General features: G+C 60.4%; 17 protein-coding genes and 1 tRNA gene. 7 read left to right on the forward strand and 11 right to left on the reverse strand.

Translation table 11 applies throughout. From position 1 onward, the window contains the following. The first annotated feature begins 8 nt into the window (after positions 1 to 8). The 3 genes from dnaG (at position 9) to HB633_RS01425 (ending at position 4,856) form a co-directional block, all read left to right on the forward strand. Positions 9 to 1,886, forward strand: a complete 1,878-nt coding sequence (dnaG, locus tag HB633_RS01415) for a DNA primase (protein ID WP_213776279.1) — start codon at positions 9 to 11, stop codon at positions 1,884 to 1,886. A gap of 487 nt (positions 1,887 to 2,373) precedes the next feature. Further along, positions 2,374 to 4,620 carry an RNA polymerase sigma factor RpoD gene (rpoD, locus tag HB633_RS01420; RefSeq protein WP_218626657.1) on the forward strand — a complete coding sequence of 749 codons (2,247 nt, stop codon included), beginning with the start codon at positions 2,374 to 2,376 and terminating at the stop codon, positions 4,618 to 4,620. Positions 4,621 to 4,779: 159 nt separating this feature from the next. Beyond that, positions 4,780 to 4,856 (forward strand) — tRNA-Ile (locus HB633_RS01425). Between the two features lie 116 nt (positions 4,857 to 4,972). On the opposite strand, the gene HB633_RS01430 is transcribed toward HB633_RS01425, so the two are convergent. Further along, positions 4,973 to 5,182: a zinc ribbon domain-containing protein gene (locus tag HB633_RS01430; protein ID WP_213776280.1), complete on the reverse strand. Its 210-nt coding sequence runs from the start codon at positions 5,180 to 5,182 to the stop codon at positions 4,973 to 4,975. A gap of 135 nt (positions 5,183 to 5,317) precedes the next feature. Here HB633_RS01430 and HB633_RS01435 point away from each other — a divergent pair, with 135 nt between their 5' ends. After that, positions 5,318 to 5,683 (forward strand): hypothetical protein, encoded by a 366-nt coding sequence (locus tag HB633_RS01435; protein ID WP_213776281.1) that lies wholly within the window; start codon positions 5,318 to 5,320, stop codon positions 5,681 to 5,683. 31 nt (positions 5,684 to 5,714) lie between these two features. On the opposite strand, the gene HB633_RS01440 is transcribed toward HB633_RS01435, so the two are convergent. Continuing rightward, a complete protein-coding gene (locus HB633_RS01440; RefSeq protein ID WP_213776282.1) occupies positions 5,715 to 6,899 on the reverse strand; it encodes a fumarylacetoacetate hydrolase family protein in 1,185 nt (394 codons plus the stop codon). A 115-nt stretch (positions 6,900 to 7,014) separates the two neighbouring features. On the opposite strand from HB633_RS01440, the gene HB633_RS01445 reads away from it, so the two are divergent. Further along, positions 7,015 to 7,785, forward strand: coding sequence for an IclR family transcriptional regulator (locus tag HB633_RS01445; protein WP_213776283.1), 771 nt, complete (start codon positions 7,015 to 7,017; stop codon positions 7,783 to 7,785). A 134-nt stretch (positions 7,786 to 7,919) separates the two neighbouring features. After that, positions 7,920 to 8,864, forward strand: coding sequence for a cupin (locus HB633_RS01450; protein ID WP_213776284.1), 945 nt, complete (start codon positions 7,920 to 7,922; stop codon positions 8,862 to 8,864). A gap of 2 nt (positions 8,865 to 8,866) precedes the next feature. On the opposite strand, the gene HB633_RS01455 is transcribed toward HB633_RS01450, so the two are convergent. From HB633_RS01455 to HB633_RS01480, 6 genes are all read right to left on the reverse strand, one after another. Then, positions 8,867 to 9,799 carry a LysR family transcriptional regulator gene (locus tag HB633_RS01455; RefSeq protein WP_213776285.1) on the reverse strand — a complete coding sequence of 311 codons (933 nt, stop codon included), beginning with the start codon at positions 9,797 to 9,799 and terminating at the stop codon, positions 8,867 to 8,869. 91 nt (positions 9,800 to 9,890) lie between these two features. After that, positions 9,891 to 10,904, reverse strand: coding sequence for a porin (locus HB633_RS01460; RefSeq protein ID WP_213776568.1), 1,014 nt, complete (start codon positions 10,902 to 10,904; stop codon positions 9,891 to 9,893). Positions 10,905 to 11,075: 171 nt separating this feature from the next. Continuing rightward, positions 11,076 to 12,422 carry a guanine deaminase gene (gene guaD / locus HB633_RS01465; protein WP_213776286.1) on the reverse strand — a complete coding sequence of 449 codons (1,347 nt, stop codon included), beginning with the start codon at positions 12,420 to 12,422 and terminating at the stop codon, positions 11,076 to 11,078. A gap of 58 nt (positions 12,423 to 12,480) precedes the next feature. Beyond that, positions 12,481 to 13,761 (reverse strand): MFS transporter, encoded by a 1,281-nt coding sequence (locus tag HB633_RS01470; protein ID WP_213776287.1) that lies wholly within the window; start codon positions 13,759 to 13,761, stop codon positions 12,481 to 12,483. 492 nt (positions 13,762 to 14,253) lie between these two features. After that, complete coding sequence (locus tag HB633_RS01475) at positions 14,254 to 15,492, reverse strand: aminotransferase class V-fold PLP-dependent enzyme (protein WP_213776288.1); 1,239 nt, start codon at positions 15,490 to 15,492, stop codon at positions 14,254 to 14,256. 52 nt (positions 15,493 to 15,544) lie between these two features. Continuing rightward, positions 15,545 to 15,859, reverse strand: a complete 315-nt coding sequence (locus tag HB633_RS01480; RefSeq protein ID WP_213776289.1) for a DUF2917 domain-containing protein — start codon at positions 15,857 to 15,859, stop codon at positions 15,545 to 15,547. Between the two features lie 145 nt (positions 15,860 to 16,004). Between HB633_RS01480 and HB633_RS01485 the strand changes: the two genes are divergently transcribed. Next, positions 16,005 to 17,414: a PLP-dependent aminotransferase family protein gene (locus HB633_RS01485; protein WP_213776290.1), complete on the forward strand. Its 1,410-nt coding sequence runs from the start codon at positions 16,005 to 16,007 to the stop codon at positions 17,412 to 17,414. Here the strand turns inward: HB633_RS01485 and ydiK are convergent. The 3 genes from ydiK to HB633_RS01500 all read right to left on the reverse strand — a co-directional run bounded on the left by ydiK (position 17,411) and on the right by HB633_RS01500 (position 19,862). Further along, positions 17,411 to 18,526 (reverse strand): AI-2E family transporter YdiK, encoded by a 1,116-nt coding sequence (gene ydiK, locus HB633_RS01490; protein WP_346730243.1) that lies wholly within the window; start codon positions 18,524 to 18,526, stop codon positions 17,411 to 17,413. The two genes, HB633_RS01485 and ydiK, sit on opposite strands and share 4 nt — an antisense overlap. 44 nt (positions 18,527 to 18,570) lie before the next feature. Further along, positions 18,571 to 19,413, reverse strand: a complete 843-nt coding sequence (locus HB633_RS01495; protein ID WP_213776292.1) for an alpha/beta fold hydrolase — start codon at positions 19,411 to 19,413, stop codon at positions 18,571 to 18,573. A gap of 83 nt (positions 19,414 to 19,496) precedes the next feature. Continuing rightward, positions 19,497 to 19,862 (reverse strand): hypothetical protein, encoded by a 366-nt coding sequence (locus HB633_RS01500; RefSeq protein WP_213776293.1) that lies wholly within the window; start codon positions 19,860 to 19,862, stop codon positions 19,497 to 19,499. Positions 19,863 to 20,027: the final 165 nt, after the last annotated feature.

Below are 20,027 nucleotides of genomic sequence, written 5' to 3' on the forward strand. Positions count from 1 at the left end.
ATTAATTAGTGATTCCGCATTCGTTTCTTCAGGACTTGCTGAACCGCGTCGATATCGTCGACGTGGTGGGCAGGTTCGTCCAGTTGAAGAAGGGCGGCGCGAATTTCATGGGCCTGTGCCCGTTTCACAACGAGAAGAGTCCGTCGTTCACGGTCAGCCCGACCAAGCAGTTCTATCACTGCTTCGGCTGCGGCGCGCACGGTACGGCAATCAGCTTTCTCATGGAGCACACGGCGCTCACCTTCCCGGAGGCCGTTCAGGAACTCGCCCAATCAGTGGGTTTGACGGTTCCGCAGGAGCCGTCGCGGCTCTCGGGCGGATCCGGCGAAGGCTATTCGCCTGCGCCGAGCAAGGCCGTGAGCGTTGCATTAACCGAGGTCATGCAAACCGCCTGCGACTTCTACAGGAAGCAACTGCGCGGGGCGCCTAACGCCATCGAATATCTGAAAAAACGCGGGCTCACGGGCGAAATCGCGTTGCGTTTCGGACTCGGCTACGCCCCTGACGGCTGGCAGAACCTGGAAAGCGCGTTTCCCGAGTACAAGAATGACAACCTGGTGGAAGCCGGCTTGGTGATCGTGAGCGAAAAAAGCGACAACCAAGGCCAATCCCGCCGATACGACCGCTTCCGCGAACGGGTCATGTTCCCGATCCGCAATGTGAAGGGTAACGTGATTGGATTTGGCGGGCGTGTGCTGGATGGTGGCGAACCCAAGTACCTGAACTCGCCGGAGACGCCACTTTTCAGCAAGGGCAGCGAGCTTTACGGGCTTTTCGAAGCACGTCTGGCCATTCGTGAACTTGGCTACGCGCTGGTCGTCGAAGGGTACATGGACGTCGTTGCCCTCGCCCAGCTTGGTTTTGCTAACGCGGTCGCCACGCTTGGAACGGCGTGTACGCCGGTCCACGTCCAGAAGCTGTTTCGTCAGACCGAAACCGTGGTATTCAGCTTCGATGGCGATTCTGCCGGCCGCCGCGCCGCGCGTCGCGCGCTCGAAGCATGCTTGCCGCACGCCGCTGATAATCGCACCATCCGCTTCCTGTTCCTGCCGAAGGAACACGACCCGGACAGTTACGTGCGCGAGTTCGGCACGGACGGTTTTGGTGAACAGGTCGATCGCGCCATGCCGCTCTCGCAGTTCCTGCTCAACGAGATCCTGAACGACAAGGAGCTCGACCAGCCGGAAGGCCGCGCCAAGGCGCTTTTCGATGCCAAACCGCTGTTGCAGGCGCTCCCAGCCAACGCATTGCGTGTGCAGATCCTGCACATGCTGGCCGATCGGCTTAATACACCGTTCGGCGAAATTGCGGCATTGTGTGACATCGATTCACGCGCCGCAGCGGTCGCCCGGGCCGCGTTGCCAAAGAGCGAGCGGCGCCGGGTCAAAGGGCATGAGCAACGGGCGCTGCGCAATCTGGTGATGTATCCGTCGATCTACACAACGCTCGATCACGAAAGCGAGCAGTCGCTCGTGACCATGACCGAACATGGCGAGTTATTCAGCGAGGTGATCGGACACGCTCGGGAACTGGGCGAGACGGCGGAGTTCCAGATGTTGTCGGATCTGTTGCGCAACGCCGCGAACGCCCCGACTTACGAGGATATCTTCCAGGAAATTCTCGCCTATGATGAAAACGTGCGGGACCTGCTGATGCGCGACCCCGCCGACGAATCCGCCAACGAGCGGGTTCAGGAGCAAAAAAAGCATCTGGCGGAAGAATTGCAAGCAACCGTGGTCAAGCTTCGGCACGACAGTTATAGGAACCGGCTGGATCAGCTGGCCCAGCAGGCCAGCCTGACGGCAGAAGAAATTGCCGAGTTTTCGGAGTTATCGGTTAAAGCTGCTCAAATCAAGGCTGCACGGGGGGCGAGTCGGGACATATAAATCTTGCATGCTACAATTAAAGGTTTTCAGCAAGTTGTTTTTTTGACTTTTGTGCTCATTTGCGAAATGAGGTGGGGCACGCATGGTTAAGACTGCTAGCGGGAAGAAAGCAACGGCAAGCGGCTCGAACGAGTCGAAGCGGGCGGTGGCCCAAAGCCGGTCAGTTTCTTCCTCTGGAGCGTCCAGAAACCGCGCGGCAGCCGTTCCTTCACCTTCGAATTCGTCTGCTTTGAGCACTAAGAAGCAAAGCTCGGTTGCATCGGCAGTGAGTGCGGGGCAGGCCCGGGCGGCGCAAGCCGTCAGGCCGCCAGGCAAAAAGACGCGGGGTCAGTCGACAGGCCAGGCCGGCAGGATTTCCGGCCAGTCAGGTGCGGCGGGCGAAGCGGAGAAGGCCGGAAGTTCGGCCGGCAAGCAAGCGAGTGCAACGGAAGCGGCTGCTAATGCGGGCCGGAAACGCGTCACGAAGCAGGAGTCGAAGCAGACTCGCATGCGCGTCGTGAAGCGAGGTCCGGCGCAGGACCCCGGACGGCGTAATGCCCGGAAAGTCGTGTCGACGCAGGACGAGGCAGCGCGCACACATTCAGTATCCACGGTTCCATCGGCTGTCGTCCAGCAGCCGCGAGTCGAGACTAATGCCGGTACGGCGAACTCCATGACGAAAAAGCTGAATGAAGTACCCGTCGATGACGACGCAACGCAAAACGCGCAAAACGTCCAGGCCGATCCTGCGGTGCCCGCAGCGGAAGCCGTAGCCGCGCCTCCGGTCAAGGTCGAAAAGGTCAAGGCGCGCGACCGGCGTGCCAAGGAAAAGGCGCTGTTGAAGGACGCGTTCGCCTCGAGCGCTCCCGGTACCGTTGAGGAGCTCGAAGAGCGCCGCGCGAAGCTGCGCGCGCTGATCAAGCTCGGCAAGGAACGCGGCTTCCTGACCTACGCGGAAATCAACGATCACCTGCCCGATAACTTCACGGAAACGGAAGCTATCGAAGGGATCATCAGCACGTTCAACGACATGGGCGTGGCCGTCTACGAACAGGCGCCGGACGCTGAAACGCTGCTGCTCAACGACAATGCGCCTGCGGCATCGTCGGATGATGAAGTCGAGGAAGAAGCCGAAGTCGCACTGTCCACCGTCGATTCCGAATTCGGCCGTACGACCGATCCCGTGCGCATGTACATGCGCGAAATGGGAACGGTCGAGCTGCTCACGCGCGAAGGCGAAATCGAGATTGCGAAGCGCATCGAAGATGGCCTCAAGCATATGGTGATGGCTATTTCGGCGTGCCCGACGACCATCGCGGATATCCTCGCCATGGCCGAGCGTGTGCAGAACGAAGAAACGCGCGTGGATGAGCTTGTGGATGGCTTGATCGATCCGAACGCCGCCGACGCCGATGGTTTCTCCGAGCAGGAAGCGGAAGCCATCGAAAGCGAGGACGAAGAGGAAGCCGACGAAAGCAGCGACGACGAGGAAGAAGTCGACGAAACCACCGCCCAGGCCAACGCCAACGCCGCGCAGCTGGAAGCGCTCAAGCGTGCATCGCTCGAAAAATTCTCGCTGATCAGCGAGTGGTTCGACAAGATGCGCCGCGCGTACGAGAAGGAAGGCTACAAGTCGAAGGCTTATTTGAAGGCGCAGGAAGCCATTCAGAGCGAGTTGATGACCATTCGCTTTACCGCGCGGACCGTCGAGCGCCTGTGCGACACGTTGCGCGCGCAAGTGGACGAAGTGCGTCAGGTGGAACGTCAGATCCTGCATACCGTCGTCGATAAATGCGGCATGCCGCGTGCCGAGTTCATCGCGCGGTTCCCGGGTAGCGAAACGGACCTCGAATGGTCGGAGAAGGTCGTTGCGGAGAACCATGGCTACAGCGTGATCCTCGCGCGTAACGTCCCGGCGATTCGCGAGCAGCAACAACGTCTGCTGGACTTGCAGGCGCGCGTGGTATTGCCGCTCAAGGACCTGAAGGAAACCAACCGTCAAATGGCGGCCGGCGAACTGAAGGCGCGTCAGGCTAAACGCGAAATGACGGAAGCGAACTTGCGTCTCGTGATTTCGATTGCGAAGAAATATACGAACCGCGGCCTGCAGTTCCTCGACCTGATCCAGGAAGGCAACATTGGCTTGATGAAGGCGGTGGACAAGTTTGAATATCGCCGCGGCTACAAGTTTTCCACGTACGCCACATGGTGGATCCGTCAGGCCATCACGCGTTCGATTGCCGACCAGGCGCGCACCATCCGGATTCCGGTTCACATGATCGAAACGATCAACAAGATGAACCGTATTTCGCGGCAGATCCTGCAGGAAACCGGTCTTGAACCGGATCCGGCAACGCTCGCCGAAAAGATGGAAATGCCGGAAGACAAGATCCGCAAGATCATGAAGATCGCGAAGGAACCGATCTCCATGGAAACGCCGATCGGGGACGACGACGACTCGCATCTGGGCGACTTTATCGAAGATACGAATACGGTCGCCCCTGCCGACGCCGCGCTGCATGCCAGCATGCGCGACGTGGTGAAGGACGTGCTGGACTCGTTGACGCCGCGTGAAGCGAAGGTGCTGCGCATGCGTTTTGGTATCGAGATGAGTACGGACCACACGCTTGAAGAAGTGGGCAAGCAGTTTGATGTGACGCGCGAGCGGATCCGCCAGATCGAGGCGAAGGCGCTGCGCAAGCTCCGCCATCCGAGCCGTTCGGACAAGCTGAAGTCGTTCCTGGAAGGGAATTGATGGTTGGGGCGTGGATGTAGCACCCGAGCGCGGCGGCCCGATTTTGGGCCGCCGCGCTTGTTTTATAGCCCGTTTCAGGGCAAACTCGCAGACCTTCGCGATGCACGGCGAACGCGCTTAGTCATCGCGGCAGCGTTTATATGCCATCAGCTGCACATAGGGCCGGAAGCTTAATTGGTATAAGCTGTCGACTCATAATCGACCGACAGTGGGTTCGAATCCCACCCGGCCCACCAGGATTCCGAGCGTATCGCGCTCCCTGCGTTTCTTATTACATATCGCCACAAAAGCCGCTACGCAATCTGCTATTTCGATAACGCATCGGAAGATGCGAGCCCTGGCGTTCATCGGCTTATCTGCAACACGCGCACCCACCCATGTGCCGCATTCCGTACCCTCCTGTGGATTCCGCGGTTTCACCGGACAGCGACGGCGCGCCCACGACAACCCGCTGCGCCGTCAAGCCGCATTGCGGGCACGCGGTGGCGTCATTGCGTTCAGCAATTCGCCGAGCGGTTTCGAAATGACCGCATTCCGGGCATTCATAGTCATAAACTGGCATGGTTTGAGATCAGCACGACGGTTGCAAAAAGAACCTGCTTTGAATACCTAGCGTAACGTTTCCGGCAAACATCGGGAAGCGGTGGAATGTGAGTTGCTGTCTGTATTGATCATCGACCACAGACAGGAACGCATCATGGCCCGGATAGAACGCGAGAAAGAAGATGGCAAACCGCTTGGCGACAGCGGATCGGGCGCGAGCGGCGGCGGCTCCATTGGCAATCTGCCCGGCGGGGCGGCAACCGGGGGCGATGCCCGGCAAGGCGTGCGCGCGCCCGACGCGCCGTTGCAGAACCCTGATCCCAGACTCGAACGACCCGCCGAAGGAATAGACGAGGCCAAGCGTCCGACGCCAATGGAAGCGAACGACTACGCGAAAGATGACAAGTCGAAAGGTGCGTCGTCAAACGAAGGTGATTCGGCCAACAGCACTAAGCCTCAGACGGCGACGGAAGCGGCGCTGCCTTCGACCATCGATAAAAATCCGCGCCCGAAAGAATAGACGCGGATCGAACGGCGTTTTTTGCGCCTCCTTATTTTTGGCCGAGCGAAATACCTCGTTCGGCCAGATTCTTGTACAGCGCGCGAACCCCGAATGTCCACGGCGTGATTTCTTCCGAACGGCGCACGGTGTTCACCAGTGCACCGAGCGTCGGCGCCGAAATCGTTACCGCGTCGCCCATGTGATGCGTGAAACCGCCGCCCGGCGTGTCCCGATCCTTGATCGGCGAGAACATTGTGCCAAGGAACAGCATCAGGCCGTCAGGGTACTGATGGTGCGCGCCGATTGTCTGCTCGACGAGGTCGGCGGGGTCGCGGCTGATCTCGCTCATGTGGCTGATGCCGTCGAGCGTGAAGCCGTCGTCGGCGCCTTCGATTCGCAATGACACGCTGGCCTGGCGGACCGAATCTAGTGTGAATTCGCCATCGAAAAGGCGAATGAACGGGCCGATCGCGCATGACCCGTTGTTGTCCTTTGCCTTGCCGAGCAGCAGCGCGCTGCGACCTTCGATGTCGCGCAAATTAACGTCGTTGCCAAGCGTCGCGCCGACAATCTTCCCCACGCTGTTCACGGCGAGCACGATCTCGGGCTCGGGGTTGTTCCAGATCGACGTCCGGTACAGGCCGATATCCGCGCCAAGTCCGACCGAGGACATCGGCTGCGATTTGGAAAATACCTCGGCGTCCGGGCCAATGCCGACTTCCATGTATTGCGACCACGCGCCGCGGCGCTCGAGTTCGGCCTTCAGCTTCTCCGCGCTTTCCGAACCCGGCACGATCTTGGAAAGGTCTGCACCGATCAGCGTGTTGATGGTTTCGCGCACTTCTTTCGCCTTGCTGGCGTCGCCGCCGGCCTGCTCTTCGATCACGCGCTCGAGCAAACTGACCGCAAAGGTCACGCCGCATGCCTTGACGGCCTGCACGTCGCACGGTGCGAGCAATTTGACGCCGGTCGAATTCGGATCGAAGCTCGCACGCACGATGTCTTCGACCAAACCCAGCGATTCGCCTTCGGCATGGCGGACGATATCGAGTGCGTCGGCGCGTTCGAACAGATCGGCTGTTGTCGGCGCGATGTGCGTGATGTCGATGACCTGTCCCCCACGAACGCAGACTACAGACGGGCCGTTGACAGGGGCCGGACGCCAGACACGGCCGATAAGCACCGCACGGTCGAGATCATCGGGAAGGCAGGCGGAAGGGGAAAACGAAGCCATATGGTAGTGTCCGGGCTGGTGGAAATCGAGCCCTTGATCGTATTATCGGGGTATCGAGTTGTCCATTATGTTGTAGATAATTCCAACCTGTTGGACAAAAAAACGAACAGTCAAAATGAGAAGCGACACCGCCGAGCGTACCTACGAAGTGCCCGCGCTGCGGCGCGCCAATGATGTACTTCAAGTCCTCGCCAACGCGCGCGCGCCGGTACGTGCGTCTGCGCTGCACGAAGCCACGGGTTTATCGCGCAGCACGTTGTACCTGCTGCTGGATTCGCTTGAGCGCCAGTTCTGGATCGAGAAACGGGGCGATGGCTACATCATCGGCGTGAAGCTGTTCGAGCTGGGAAGCGCATTCGTTCGCCACGATGGTTTCCAGGCAGCGTTCCGGTCGCAGGCCGCGGCATTTGTCGCGACGCACAACGAGGTCGTGCAACTCGCCACGCTTGACGGCCGCGACGTGGTGTATATCGCCCGGGAGGATTCGCGCCGTGCGGTGCGGCTCGTATCGGATCTTGGATCGCGGCTGCCGGCGCATTCGTGCGCGCTCGGCAAGGCTTTGCTCGCGACCATTCCCGACGCGCAATTGCTTCAGTTGCTGCCTGACAGGCTCGCGGCCGCGACACCGCGAACGATCACGCGGCGCTCGGCCTTGCTGCGGGAACTTGCGCGCGTCCGGGAAACCGGGCTCGCGAGCGAATGCGAGGAAGCGGCGGCGGGGCTGACGTGCTTTGCGGCGTATGTGGGGGAAACTCCGCACGGCAAGCGGCTGGCTGTGAGCACCAGCGTGCCGATAGGACGCATGGACGCGCGCCGCGAGAAGCGGATTTGCATTGCGATCGCGCGCATGGCGCAGCAGATCGGCGCGAAATGCGCTGAAGCCTGAGGAGTTCTGAAAGGCCGTCCTATCGATACCCCCTTTTACGCAAAGGTGATTTCGATGCAAGGCGCTTCTGCGCGAACCGCCCTCTCCTTAAAGTGGCGTTACCCCATTGAACGCCCACTTGAAAGGAGCTTGCCATGCTGAATAAAACGTCCTCCGCCACGCTCGCCGAAGCATCGTCCGCAACCGATGATGCGCAGTACTTCGAGTACACGTCGTCGGCGAATCCCATCGGCGCGAAGCTCATTTCGCGCGTGCCGTTCCGCAATTTTTCGCCGTCGCTTTATGCCGATGGCAAGACGCGCATCGTGCCGCTCGACTTGTCGGCCGAGCTGAATTGCCCCAGCCCCGCGACAGGCCCCGGCCTCAGCGCGAACTTTGTGCGCATCAATGCGGGCGACGAACTCAAGCTCGCGCCAATCGCGACGTCGCAGGTTTGTTATGTGATCAGCGGCGCTGGAAACGTCACGCAAGGCGCGGCGAACTTCCCGTTCGCGCAGGGCGATTTCTTCACGCTGCCGGGAGGCGAAACCGCCAGCCTCAGCGCCGATACGGCCGCGACGCTCTACTACGTCAACGACGCGCCATTGCTGACGTACCTTGGCGTGACATCCGTTGCGTCGCGTTTTGCCGCGACGCTTTATCCGGCAGCGCGGGCGCAGGCCGAACTGAAAAAGGTGAGGGAGGACGCGAACGCCGCACGGCGCAACCGCATCAGCGTGCTGCTTGGCAACGTCCATTTCCCGCAGACACGAACGGTCACGCACACCCTCTGGGCGATGTTCGGCGTGGTCACGCCCAACTCAGAGCAAAAGCCGCATCGGCATCAATCGATAGCGCTTGATTTCATCGCGGGATGTGAGCCGGGTTGCTATACGCTCGTCGGCACGGAGCTGGACGAGAACGGCAGGATTGCGAACCCGACGCGCGTCGATTGGGAGCCGGGCATGGCCTTCGTCACGCCGCCGGGATACTGGCACGCGCATTTCAATGAATCGGATGGCGACGCTTATGTGATTCCAATCCAGGACGCCGGGTTGCAGACGTACCTGCGCACGCTCGACATCCGCTTCGCGCATTAACGTCAGGAGGCGAGCCCGTCTTCCCAATACGGCGGCTCGCCGATCACTTCGGCGAGAAAATCGACAAACGCGCGGACCTTCGACGAGACGATTTTCTTCGGCGGATACACCGCCCAGATCGCCGGTTCGGCGCGCGCGGTGCGCGCTTCCCAATCGCTAAGCGCGTGTACGAGACTCCCGTCACGCAACGCGGTTCCGACAAGCCAGGTGGGCAGCAACGCCACGCCGCAACCGGCAAGTGCAAGTTGCAGGACGGCCTCGGAATCGTCGCCGCGAAACCGTCCTTTTACTTCCACGAGCATTGGCTCAGATGCGTCCTCGAGCTTCAAGAAAAACCATCGATCGTCGGGTTGCAGCGCGAGACGTAGCGATTCGTGATTTTGCAGATCGCCGGGCTTGGAAGGCGTCCCGTTGCGCTCGAAATATCCGGGACTCGCGCACACAATCCGCCGGTGCGGCGCAAGGCGGCGTGCCATCAACAGCGAATCGGGCAGGGCGCCGATCCGCACGGCTACATCGATACCCCCTTCGATCATGTTCAGCGTCTCGTCGGTCACGACGATATCGACGTCAATATCCGGATAGCGTTGCATGAACGCCGGCAGATGCGGCACCACATGACGATGCCCGAACGCCACGGGCATGGTGATGCGCAGCACGCCTTGCGGCGTCTGATTCAGCGATGAAGTCAGCGCGCGGGCGTCATCGAGCGCCTGCAGCGCGACAAGCGCATGTTCGCGGAAGACGCGGCCGCCTTCGGTGAGCACGAGGCCTCGCGTGGACCGGTTGAAAAGGGCGATCCCCAAATCCTTTTCCAGTTCGCTCACATAGCGCGAAACGGTCGATGTCTTGACGCCCATTTCGAGCGCCGTCTTGCTGAAGCTTTCCCGTTCGGCGGCATGGACGAACGCGCGTACCGCTGCAAAATAATCCATAGGTTTGTGCGTTTGCCTGGCGTGTTTCCTGAGAAACGCCAAGACTAAAGCAAAAACCTGTGATGGACCTTACATCGTTACGCGCGTGCCTTCAGAACTTCGCGCGCACGCCGGCGCCGAAGGTGTCACCCGTCGATTGCCCGGTGATACGGTCGTTCATGTAGGCGGCATAGAGATCGGTGCGCTTCGATAACGGATAGTCGTAGCCGAGCGCCCAGGTTTGCCGCGTCTGGTCGAGGCCGCCGCCGTCGCGCGAATACGCGTAGGAGGCCATCACGGATCCGGGTCCGAGAGGGACCGTCACGCCGCCTTGCGCGGTGTTGATATGAAAGTTGCCGGTGCGTACTGTGTTGTCGGTGTACATGTACTGGCCGAACAGCTTGACCACGCGTAAGTCATAGGACACGCCGAGTTGCGCTACGGACTGGCTCTGCATGCCCGAAACCAGCGAGCTGAGGTCGTCGGGCTGCGTATTGAAGTTGACGTACTGGTAGACGCCCGTTGCCGCGAAAGGCCCACTGAAATACTGGAGCTGCGCGCTCACTTTGTGCTGGCCGTTTTCGCCGGCCTTGTTGCCGAACCCGTACATCGCGGTGCCGCTCAGGCCATGATAGTCCGGGGTCGAGTAGGAGATTGCGTTGTCCCAGCCCGAATCGCCGACCACGCCCTGATCGGTCGTGTAGGCGGGGAACGTGCCGAGGCCGAGAAACACGTGATAGACCATCGGCGAGAACGTGTATGAATCGGCGAAGGGGTTGAAGAGAATCGTCGATACAAACAGCGACGTGGTCAGCCGCCCCGCGGTCACGGTTCCGTACGGCGACTGGATGCCGACGTAGGCATCGCGCGAGAACATCGAGTCGCCCTGGAAGCGGCCGTAGGCGCCGTTTTGCGGGCGGAAAAAGTCTTCGAGCGCGAAGATCGCCTTGTATCCGCCGCCGAGGTCTTCCGTGCCCTTCAAGCCCCAATACGATGTCGACATGCCGCCGCCGCCCAACGTCCAAGCGCGCGCGCCGCCGGGGAGTTTCTGCGCGCCCACCCAGGCATCCACTTGCCCGTACAGTTGGACGCTCGATTGCGCGTTCGCGGCACCGCCATACAACATGCCGGTTGCTATCACGGATACAAGCGCCTTGACGCCTTTCGATGCAAAACAAATACGGTTCTTCACGCATCCCCCGACCAGGAAAATGCAGGCGAACGAACGCGGATCACACCGTGCGGTGCGGATCGGTCGTTCGAGCCTGCGTGAAAGGAAAAAGAGTCGTGCCTGGAATCAGGCGGCCAGCGGATAACGGAATCCATCGCCGGATGGACTGCGCTCGTAGACCTGTTCGCCCGCAACATACGTGGCCTTGATCGCGCGGTCATCGCCGAGGGTCATCAGCACGAAAAGCTGTTCCACGATGTCCTTGCAATAACCCGAGCGGAACGACATCAGGGGCGTTGCCTTGCGGTCGAGGATCACGAGATCGGCCTCATAACCCTTCGCAACCGTGCCGATCCTGTCCTGCAAGTACAGCGCCTCAGCCCCGCCTCGCGTGGCGAGGTAAAACGCCTGGATAGCGTTGAGCTTCGTCTGGTTCATCTGCGCGACCTTGTAGGCCTCGTTCAGCGATTGCAGTTGTGAAAAGCTCGTGCCTGCGCCCACGTCCGTGCCCAGGCCTACGCGAACAGGGCGCTTCGGGTTCTTGGCATCGAAGACACGGAACAGGCCGCTGCCAAGGAAGAAATTCGATGTCGGGCAGTGCGCCAGCGCGGCACCGGTCTGATGACACGTGCAGAGATCGTCTTCGGTCAGGTGAATGCCGTGGCCGTAGATTGAACGCGGTCCGACAATGCCCGCATGCGCGTACACGTCCAGATAACTCTTGCGCTCGGGAAACAGCTCCATGACCCACGCGATTTCATCGACGTTCTCGCACAGATGCGTTTGCACGTAGGCATCGGGCGTTTCCTTGAGCAGGGTGCCGCAGACATCGAGTTGCGCGTCCGTGCTCGTGGGCGCGAAGCGCGGCGTGATGCAATACAACTGGCGCCCGCGCTTGTGCCACTTTGCGATCAGGTCCGAACTCATGGAATAGGCGAGTTCGGCGGTATCGAGCAATGCGGCGGGCGCGTTGCGGTCCATCAACACCTTGCCCGCGACCATGCGGGTATTGAAGCGCGACGATTCCTCGAAGAACGCATCGACCGATCCGGGATGCACGGTGCAATACACCGCGGCCGTCGTCGTGCCCGAGCGCAACAGTTCGCGCAGGAACACCTTGGCGACCATGTCGGCATGGTTTTTATCGGCGAAATTCTGCTCGGCGACGAACGTGTACGTGTTGAGCCATTCCAGCAACTGTTCGCCGTACGCGCCGATCATCTCGGTTTGCGGATAGTGGATATGGGTATCGATAAACCCCGCCGAAATGATCGCGTCGGGATAGTGCTGAACCTGCGTTCCCGCTGGCAGGCGCGGCGTTACTTCGGAAGCCGGGCCGACATCGACGATCTGGCCTTTGTCGATCACGACGATCGCATCGGGAATATGGACGAGGCATTGCTCGGGCGTCTGGAGAAACGGGTCGCCGCTGAAGGTCACCACGTCGGCACGCAAGGCTTTGAGTGAAGTCATGTCGAATTCCTGGAAAGTGTGCCGGCCGAGCGGCCGGCTTTCGTGTCGAAGGAGGTGATCAGCGGCGCCGGGCCGGATGCGATTCCTTCATGATCAGTGAGATGACAAACGACGCAATCAGCGAGTAGGTAATCGGCGTCGCCGCATATTCCGCGATGGCCAGCGTGTGGTCGGTCAGGCCCGCCGCAATGCCGGACACCACTCTCGAGCCGGGCGCCGCAATCATGATCCCGCCGGCGATAAACGCGAGGCCGTTCACAAAAGCCGCCGATGTACCGATCAATTGCGGCGGCACCACGTCGGCGGCGCTGCTGAATGTAAGCATGTGCGCGGCGTTGGCAAAGCCGAACAGGAAGTTGAGGACCATCGCGACTGGAATGGACATGGTCGGCAGATACAACAACGCGCCCGCGCACGCCAGCTGAACGGCAATGCCGATCACGATAGGCAACTTGCGCCGTTCGATCTTGTCGGAGAGAGCCGGAATTACGAGGCAGCCCGCCGCAAGACCCAGCCACAGCAGCGACGAACTGAACGCCGCCGTGGCGGGGGAGGCGCCGCGCGTCTCCATGAGCATGGGCGTCCAGACCACGCCGGCCGCGAGCATGCTGCCGAACAACGCCGAGCAGATCAGCGCCGAGATCCAGACGTGCGGGATCTTGGCGACCTGGAGAAGTGCATCGAGCACCGAATGGACGAACGCGCCGGCGCCTCCGCCGGTCGACTCCACGGGCGTCGGATTTTTCAGGAAAAGGAAGGCGAGCACCGACAACACCACGCCCGCCGCACCGACGAAGTTGAACAGTTCGCGCCAGGGCATCTCGCTCAAGCCCCACTGCAGCGCGTTGACTGAAAACGCCGACGAAAGCGACGCGCAAAATTGCACGAGCCCGAACATGAAGTTGAAGCGCCCCATGCCGAACCACTGCCCGCCTATATAACCCGCGCCTACAAAGCCGGTACAGGCGCCGACGGCCATCACGAACTGCGAGACGAGCAACGTGCCGTAACTCTCGGCGTTGGCGAACAGGAACACGCCGGCGGTGACGAGCACCACGGATATGGGCAAGACCTTGTGCGCGCCCAGCCGGTCGAGCAACGCGCCGCCGAAGAACTGGCAGACGGCGAAGACCCACGTATAGACGGCCGCAATCGATGCAACCTGCTCCACCGTCAGCGATGCACTTTTCTTCACCTCGGGATTGACGATCGAGTATCCCGTTTGCACGCTGAAAAGATAGATGACGAACGCAACCGACAGCGCCCAGATCCACCAGGCTCGTGGACCGCCAAGCTGAAAAGACGCCGCCGGTGTTTGTTTCGATGAAACCGTGTTCATGGACTTTCTCCAGGCGAGTGCAACCCCGCGATCGATTGATCGCAATTTAAAAAAGAATTAAGAAATATTCCGGAGCTTCACGCCGATGAGGCGCTGAATTAATCGCGAAGACGGTGTTGATTACGGATTTTTCATGAGGGAAATTAAATGCGGTACGTTGCTTTATGTTGAACAGTTCGCTCTACGGCTAGTGCGTTTCTAGCCCGTACGGCGGCCCGCGCGGCTGATTACAGAGCGGTTGGGAATTCGCCTAACTTAACAACTGGCCCGTGCTTCTTCAAGCTTTTAATTGTAGGTTGACGGGAAGTGTTCAAATCTCTCGGTTCATTTTAATTCTGAGATGACCGGAATCGTTATAACGGAATCCGACTATTCTATTAACGTACTGAGCCAAGAGATAATCATGCAATCATTGTTTTGATTTCATCGTTTGAAAATACAAAAAGCCCGCTTTAAGCGGGCTTTGATTCCTGCGGCATCAAAACAAATACGTCAAGCCGCGGATAACGACCTTTCCAGCGCCGCGACGCCGCCCGGAAGATCGACCGGAACCCCGAGATCGACCATCGTGCGGCCGAGCGCGTGGATGGTACGGAAAAGATGATGCTCGCGGCATTGTTCGCCCATCTGCCCGATCCGCACAATCGGCGCGCCGAACGAACCGGCGATCTCCACGTGATGTTTGCGCGAGATATGCGCGCAGATATCGGCGCCGGTCACGCCTTTGGGCACCTCGATGCCGACCACCGAATTCAGGCGGCTTTCCTTCGGCACATAAAGCTTCAGGGACAACGCCTCGACGCCTGCCTGCAGCGCCGTCGAACATCGCAGATGCCGCGCGAAACGGCGTTCCAGCGTCTCCGCGCAGACGAGGCGCAACGCCTCGTGCAAGGCGAGCACGCCCGACACGGGCGCCGTGTAGTGATAAGACGCGTTGTGCCAGAAGTTCGCAGCGAGCGATGCATCGAAGCACCAGTGCGTATGCGGCACCGGACGCGACGTAATGCGTTCCCACGCTTTTTCGGAGAACGCGAGCAGCGATACGCCCGGAATGGACGAAAGCCCTTTCTGGCCACCCGTGATCACCGCGTCGATACCCCACGCGTCCATTGGCAGGGGCATGGTGCTGAGCGTGCAGACGGCATCGACGACAACCAGCGCGCCCGCAGCGCTCGCCACCGCCGCGATGGATTCGAGGCTGCGGTTCCAGACAGTATTCGACGTTTCGCCATGGACGATAGTGACGACTTCCGGCCGGAAGCGCTCGATCGCCTCGGCGACCTTGGCCGTATCGGCGGCGCTTCCGTCGCTCACTTTCAGCGTCTCCACGACCGCGCCCGTACGCCGCGCCATCTCCGCCATGCGCTCGCTGAAGAAGCCGTTGCAGATGCTGAGCACGCGCGAATCCTTCCACGCCAGGTTCGTGATCGCCATTTCCATGGCGCCCGATCCCGGGCCCGCCACGCCCATCACCCATTTCGATTCCGTCTGGAATACGTAGCGCGCCATGGTCTTCACCTGGCCGATAACCGCAGCCATGGTCGAACCGAGATGGTTGATCACCACGCCATTGGCTTTCGCGACGGCATCAGGGATCGGCACCGGACCGGCGCCCATCATCAGGAGCGGCTCTTCGGGCAATATCGATGAAAGCGGCAGCACCGAAGGGCAAGCCACGCCGAATGCGCCGGAAGTACCCGAAGAATTAAAGGACGGAATTCGATCGTTCATGTTGTTTTATCTGCATTCGTTGAATGGTCAGGGCTGGCCGGCCCCCGCGCATTCACATTGCCCGTGTCCTGCGCTGACTCATACGCGCCAGCATCCAGTAAAGCGGCAAGGCGAAGCGGCGCATGCTCGAAAACACCGGCGCCGATGCCAGCATGAAACGGCTGTCCGGTTCCGATGCGCTGATCCACACCTTCGATCGCGGCGCGAGTTCGAGTGTATCGCCTGCGCGCAGCCACCAGTCGGCAGTGTCGCCTTCAATGGTGACCCACACTGTTCCCCGGCACACAGTCAGGGTATGAGGCCGGTCGATCAACCAGCAGGCTGGCGCTTCGCTGGGTTGCTGCTCCAAAGTCCGGATTTCACGCATGTCGCTCTCCCATCCTGGCCGCTCACAAAGAGACGGCCTCTTGACTGCATTATTTATTTAAACTTCAATCTTGAAAATGTACACTCACGAACAGTTGTGCCGCACTGTTCAGTGATTTTCCCTGCACACTTCCAAAGATCAGACGATGAACCTCGAAATCAGCGCAAGCAGCGGCGTTCCGATGACCGATCAGCTCGTGTCCGGCATCACGAACCTGATCCGCACTCGCCAGTTGCTGTCGGGCGCGAAGCTGCCGTCCATCCGTGCGCTGGCGGCGAGCCAGCAGATCAGCCGCTTTCCGGTGATCGAGGCGTACGACCGGCTTTCGTCGTTGGGCATGATCGTGCCCAAGCACGGTTCCGGTTTCTTCGTTGCAAACCATATGGGGAGCGAGGAGCCGGGCGGCGGGTCGGATCCGCGTCTTGCCGAAGAGGAATCGAACCAGATCCTGCAGCAGTTCAACTATCCCGGCGAGACGTTGAAACTCAGCAGCGGTTTCGTGCCCGAAGCGTGGCGCGATCTGGAAGGCATCACGCAAACCGTGCGGCAAGTGATGCGGATGGACCCGAGCAGCGTCATCGACTATGCAATGCCGCATGGCGATGCAAACCTGCGCCATCAGATCCAGATGCGCCTCGCGCACGTCGGTGTCGAGGCGGACGTATCGAACATCATTGTCACGACCGGCGCGAGCCAGGGACTCGACCTGATCGTGCGCTTCATGCTGAAGGCGGGTGACACGGTGCTGGTTGAAGATCCCGGTTATTACAACCTGTTCGGCTTGCTCAAGCTGCAGGGTGTGAAAATTGTCGGCGTGCCGCGTCTTGCAACCGGGCCCGATGTCGATGTCGCCGAGCATCTGCTGAAAACCATCAAGCCGAAGCTGTTCTTCATCAACACGGTGTTCCATAACCCGACCGCGACCAACATCGCGCCGCAAGTCGCGTTCAAGCTGCTGCAGCTCGCGCAGCAGCACGACTTCACCATCGTGGAAGACGATATCTATGCCGACTTCCAGGCAACGCCGACGCAACGCCTGGCGTCGCTCGATCAGCTCGATCACGTGATCTATCTCGGCGGGTTATCGAAGACCTTGTCGTCGTCGTTGCGCATCGGGTATCTGGCCGCCAAGCGCGAGCTGGTGAAGGATCTCGTCGATGTCAAAGTGCTGACGAGTCTCGGTGGCTCGCGTTTCAGCGAATGCGTGGTGGCGGCGCTGCTCGAGCGCGGCACGTACAGGAAATATCTGGAGCGGCTGCGGCGAAGGGTTCGCGACGCGTTATCGACGGCGGTGCAGCGGATCGAGGAACACGGCTGGGAAGTATTCGATGAACCCAGCGGCGGCAATTTCATCTGGACGCGCGTGCCGCATATCGACGATTCCATGGTGCTCGTCGAGCAGGCGCTCAAGTTCGGGATCACGCTCGCGCCGGGGAGCTACTATCGGCCGAACGGCGAGACGTCGGCGTGGGTTCGCATCAACACGGCCCACGCCGACGACCCGCGTGCACTCAAGTTCTTTGAGCACATGGCGGACTACGCGCCAAAACGCTAGATCTTGCCTGCGTGTTCCGAGGTAACGGCGCGTTCTTCGTCGGTGGCAATACGCGCCACGGGCGCGGGTTCATCGATCCACGCTGTCAGCAGCGTCGAGGTCACTGCCAGAATCACCGGCCCGATAAACAACCCGACGATCCCGAACGCAAACATGCCGCCGAGCACGCCGGACAAGATCAGCAGCATCGACAGATTGACGCCGCGCTTGATGAGCATGGGCCGCAAGAAGTTGTCGAGCATGGCGACCATGACCGACCAGACCAGCAGCAGGATGGCGGCGAGTTGCGAGTCGTGCCAGAAGAGATAAGCCACGCCGCCGAGCAAGGGCAGCAACGGCCCGATCTGCGCAAGGCACAACATGAGCATCAACGCAGCCAGGATGCCGGCCGCGGGCACGCCCGCAATCCACAAGCCGATACCGCCCAAGGTCGATTGCACGACCGCTGTCACGACGATCCCCAGCGCCACTGCCCGGATGGCCAGGCCCGCGAGCTTGACCGCCTCGGCGCCGCGCTGGCTGGCAAGCCGCGTGGCAAAGCGCGTGACGAAGCGGGCTGCATGGTCGCCCTGGCTGTAGAGAATGCCGGAGATGATGATGGTCACGAACATGTGGATCACGAACACGCCGACGATGGCCGCATGGCCGAGCAGCCAGCGCGCGGCGATGGTCACATACGGTTCGAGCCGCGCCAGGATGCCGCCGGGGCCGGAGTCGGACATGGTCTGCCATTCATGTGCAATGCGCTGGCCCGCAAGCGGAATTTCAGCAATCCAGCCGGGCGGTGGTGGCAATGCATAGTTCGGCAAGCTCTTGATGGCGGCCATGATCTCGCCGCCGTGCAGCGCGAGCGTCGAGATGGCTTTATAAAGCGGCAGGACGATCACGATCACCAGCATGATGAGCATGATGGCCGTCGCGGCCCATCGGCGATTGCCTACGCGGCGCTGCACCGCGAGCATGACGGGCCAGGTCGCGACCACGATGGTCGTAGCCCAGATCAGTCCCGGAATGAATGGCCGGAGAATGTAGATGCTGCCGATCATCAACCCCATGAGGATGACGATCACGAGCAGATGCCGGGCAATATCGACTGGCTGGCGTGGGTTCACTTGGTACTCCCGACTAGGATTTGCCAGCATTGTGCCTCAATGCTTTACGTGCGCTTCCCAGTAACGTATCCCGCGATCGCGGCGTCGAGCGCTGCAGGGCATTGCTTGTGCGGTGAGTGACCGCAAGCGGGCAGCTTCACGAGCGTCGCGTGCGGCGCATGCAACGCAATGACATCTATCTGGGCCATTGTTGCGTATTCGTCGTCCTCGCCTTGAACCGCGAGAAGTGGAACGTCGATGGACGATAAAAGCCCCGTGATGTCCCAGTCTCTGAATCCGGGGTCCAGCCAGATATCGTTCCATCCGTAAAAGGCCGAATCCACATCCGCGTGATAGGGCGACAAGCGGCTGCGCAAGTCGCCTTGCGTGTACTGCACGGCGGCCTGCCTGATCATCTCCACCGATATATTCTCCACGAACACATGCGGCGCGATAGCAACAACGCCAGCCAGTGAGTCGGGAAACGCCGCCGCGTATAGCAGGGCGATGGACCCCCCGTCGCTGTGTCCGATCACCCACATCCGGGCGCGCTCGCGCGGGTCTATTTCAAGGGCATCGAGCAATGCCGGGAGTACGTCCCTGGCTTGAATGTGCAGGAAATCGACCGGCCATTTCGTGCCGGCTTCGCGTGGCGTGGACTCGCCGTAACCGGGCCGCGAATAGACCAGTCCACGCAAGCCAAGCCGATCGCAAAGCGCTTGCGGCCAGTCTTTCCACATCGCAACCGAGCCGAGACCTTCGTGCAGGAACATGGCGATGGGGGCATCGGTCCAGCCGGCATTCAACCATCGGTATTCAATTCGCAGCGATCCGCGATCACCCCTCGCGGGAAGGTGGGCGAAGGACAACGCGCTTTTGAAGAGGGATTGCGATGCCAGACGATCCATGGAGGGTTCGTATATCAGGAGTAGAACCGGCATCCATTTGCTTGGATAACCGGTTTTACGTAAGGCGGTCTACCTGCGTTCGATCAATCCGCCGGGCGTTTGTCGGCGAGCGCTCGCCTGCATTCGTCCAGAACACGCAGCACGAGTTCCGACTGGTAGTTGAGGTCGTCGCTATCGAGGATTTCTTCGACCGCGTCGCGGGCCCAGTCGGCATCGACCAGTTCGGAATGCCGCTGCGCGAGGTCCGCCGCAATTGCCGATAATTTCGCGATTGCAAGCCATTCCGCTTGCCGTTGATGCCTGTCGAGCCATTTATGCGCGGCTTGCACATGAAAGGACGCGGTGGGCCAGGAACCATTCAGGTAATACGCGCCGAGGCTCCCGCAGGTAAGCCAGCAGAGCAATTCCACGCGGTCGTTGGGGCCGAGATTGTGGCGTACATCGTTCATGGCATTGCTCACGAAGATGATTGATGTTTTCCGGAAGTTTTAACTCCGTCGGGAAAACGATATCACGCCACGGTGCAATGCGGAATCAACCATTTCCGCGGTACGTGTGAGGGCGCGCAAAAGCCGCACTGATGTTCGCGACCGCCTCAGAAAACCTGCGGGCGG

Origin of the sequence: Caballeronia sp. dw_276, from assembly GCF_018449635.1 — a bacterium.
In the GTDB taxonomy this organism is placed as follows: Bacteria; Pseudomonadota; Gammaproteobacteria; order Burkholderiales; family Burkholderiaceae; genus Caballeronia.

Excerpts from the sequence above, each read along its gene's own strand:
- HB633_RS01455 (WP_213776285.1), bottom strand. The coding sequence starts at position 9,799 with ATGGATTATTTTGCAGCGGTACGCGCGTTCGTCCATGCCGCCGAACGG.
- HB633_RS01480 (WP_213776289.1), bottom strand. The coding sequence starts at position 15,859 with ATGCGTGAAATCCGGACTTTGGAGCAGCAACCCAGCGAAGCGCCAGCC.
- HB633_RS01495 (WP_213776292.1), bottom strand. The coding sequence starts at position 19,413 with ATGGATCGTCTGGCATCGCAATCCCTCTTCAAAAGCGCGTTGTCCTTC.
- HB633_RS01500 (WP_213776293.1), bottom strand. The coding sequence starts at position 19,862 with ATGAACGATGTACGCCACAATCTCGGCCCCAACGACCGCGTGGAATTG.
- guaD (WP_213776286.1), bottom strand. The coding sequence starts at position 12,422 with ATGACTTCACTCAAAGCCTTGCGTGCCGACGTGGTGACCTTCAGCGGC.
- HB633_RS01475 (WP_213776288.1), bottom strand. The coding sequence starts at position 15,492 with ATGAACGATCGAATTCCGTCCTTTAATTCTTCGGGTACTTCCGGCGCA.
- HB633_RS01485 (WP_213776290.1), top strand. The coding sequence starts at position 16,005 with ATGAACCTCGAAATCAGCGCAAGCAGCGGCGTTCCGATGACCGATCAG.
- HB633_RS01450 (WP_213776284.1), top strand. The coding sequence starts at position 7,920 with ATGCTGAATAAAACGTCCTCCGCCACGCTCGCCGAAGCATCGTCCGCA.
- HB633_RS01460 (WP_213776568.1), bottom strand. The coding sequence starts at position 10,904 with ATGTTGTATGGCGGTGCCGCGAACGCGCAATCGAGCGTCCAACTGTAC.
- HB633_RS01435 (WP_213776281.1), top strand. The coding sequence starts at position 5,318 with ATGGCCCGGATAGAACGCGAGAAAGAAGATGGCAAACCGCTTGGCGAC.
- HB633_RS01440 (WP_213776282.1), bottom strand. The coding sequence starts at position 6,899 with ATGGCTTCGTTTTCCCCTTCCGCCTGCCTTCCCGATGATCTCGACCGT.
- HB633_RS01470 (WP_213776287.1), bottom strand. The coding sequence starts at position 13,761 with ATGAACACGGTTTCATCGAAACAAACACCGGCGGCGTCTTTTCAGCTT.
- HB633_RS01445 (WP_213776283.1), top strand. The coding sequence starts at position 7,015 with ATGAGAAGCGACACCGCCGAGCGTACCTACGAAGTGCCCGCGCTGCGG.
- rpoD (WP_218626657.1), top strand. The coding sequence starts at position 2,374 with ATGCGCGTCGTGAAGCGAGGTCCGGCGCAGGACCCCGGACGGCGTAAT.
- HB633_RS01430 (WP_213776280.1), bottom strand. The coding sequence starts at position 5,182 with ATGCCAGTTTATGACTATGAATGCCCGGAATGCGGTCATTTCGAAACC.